The organism is Mycobacterium sp. 852002-51163_SCH5372311, from assembly GCF_001667115.1.
In the GTDB taxonomy this organism is placed as follows: Bacteria; Actinomycetota; Actinomycetes; order Mycobacteriales; family Mycobacteriaceae; genus Mycobacterium.
In genome coordinates this window covers 1-1,842 of sequence record NZ_LZIJ01000155.1, presented here as the reverse complement: position 1 = coordinate 1,842, position 1,842 = coordinate 1, and the positions used below count along the sequence as shown (strand labels likewise).

Annotated in this window: 1 protein-coding gene; it reads left to right on the top strand. The window is 66.0% G+C overall.

Annotation, left to right across the window (positions count from 1 at the left end; translation table 11 throughout):
- Positions 1-1,842: condensation domain-containing protein (locus A5791_RS17630; RefSeq protein WP_156661435.1), on the top strand; the 1,842-nt coding region annotated here is incomplete at both ends.

The window sequence follows — 1,842 nt, the reverse complement described above, 5'->3', positions numbered from 1 at the left end:
TGTCGTTTGCCCAGCAGCGGTTGTGGTTTATCGACCAGTTGCAGGGGCCCTCCCCGGTGTACAACATGGCCACCGCGCTGCGGCTGCGCGGCAAGCTGGATGCCGCCGCTTTAGGTGCGGCGCTCGGTGATGTGGTGGGCCGCCATGAAAGCCTGCGCACGGTCTTCGTGGCGCCCGACGGGATTGCCCAGCAGGTGGTGCTGCCTGTCGAGCGGGCCGATTTCGGGTGGGACGTGGTTGATGCCGGCGGCTGGCCGGCAACGCGACTGGATGAGGCCATCGGCGCGGTAGCGCGTCACAGTTTCGATCTGGCGTGTGAGATCCCGTTGCGGGCAACACTTTTCCGTCTTGGTGACGAGGACCATGTATTGGTGCCCGTGGTGCACCATATCGCCGCCGATGGGTGGTCTATCGCTCCGTTGTTGCGTGATCTGGGTATTGCCTATGCCAGCCGGTGCGCCGGGCACGCCCCGGATTGGGCGCCGTTGCCGGTCCAGTACGTGGATTACACGTTGTGGCAGCGCGCATTGCTGGGTGATCTGGCCGATCCCGACAGCCCTATCGCCGCGCAGCTGGCGTATTGGGAGCAGGCGTTGGCCGGGTTGCCCGAGCGGCTGACGCTGCCCACCGATCGGCCTTATCCCTTGGTGGCCGATCAGCGTGGGGCCAGTGTGGTCGTGGACTGGCCGGTGGAGTTGCAGCAACGGGTGCGCGAGATGGGTCGGGAGCACAACGCGACCAGTTTCATGGTGATCCAGGCCGCCTTGGCGGTGCTGTTGGCCAAGCTCAGCGGCAGCGCCGATGTCGCGGTGGGGTTCCCGATCGCCGGACGTGGTGATGCGGCGCTCGATGAACTGGTCGGGTTCTTCGTCAACACCTTGGTGCTGCGCGTCGAGCTGACAGGTGAGTTGACCGCCGCCGAGTTGCTGGCTCAGGTGCGCGCCCGCAGCCTGGCCGCCTACGAGCACCAAGATGTGCCCTTTGAGGTGCTGGTGGAGCGGCTCAACCCGACAAGGTCGTTGGCTCATCATCCCCTGATTCAGGTGATGGTGAGCTGGCAGTATGCGGGAAACAGCGATCCCGCTGCGGAGCTGGTGTTGGGGGACCTTCGTCTCAGTTCGCTGCCCGTGGAGACCCAGACAGCACGCATGGATTTGGCGTTTTCTTTGGCCGAACGCTTCACCGAGACTGGTGAGCCCGCCGGCATCGGCGGAACGGTTGAGTTTCGCACCGATGTGTTCGATGCGGCCAGTATCGAGGCGCTGATTGGGCGGTTGGCTCGGGTGTTGGTGGCGTTGACAGCCAATCCCGGACGGCGGTTGTCATCGGTGGATGTGCTGGGTGCGGGTGAGCGGGCTCGGTTGGACGCGCTTGGTAATCGGGCGGCGTTGACGGAGCCGAGCAATGCGCCGGTGTCGCTGCCGGTGTTGTTTGCCGCCCAGGTGGCGCGTGCTCCGGAGGCGGTGGCGCTGGTAGGGCAGGGCCGGTCGGTGACCTACCGCGAGCTGGATGAGGCGTCTAATCGGTTAGCGCACTTGTTGGCCGAGCAGGGGGCGGGGCCGGGACAGTGTGTGGCGCTGCTCTTGCCGCGGTCGGCGAAGGCTGTGGTGGCGATTTTGGCGGTGTTGAAGACGGGGGCGGCGTATCTGCCGATCGATCCGGCGCTGCCATCGGCGCGAATCGAGTTCATGATCACCGACGCTGTGCCGGTCGCCGCGATCACCACCGCGGATCTGCGGCCCCGGTTGGACGGGTTTGATCTGCTGGTCCTTGATGTTGATGACCCGGCTGTGCAGGCCCAGCCCAGCACGGCGTTGCCGGCGCCGGCCGCGGAGGACCTGG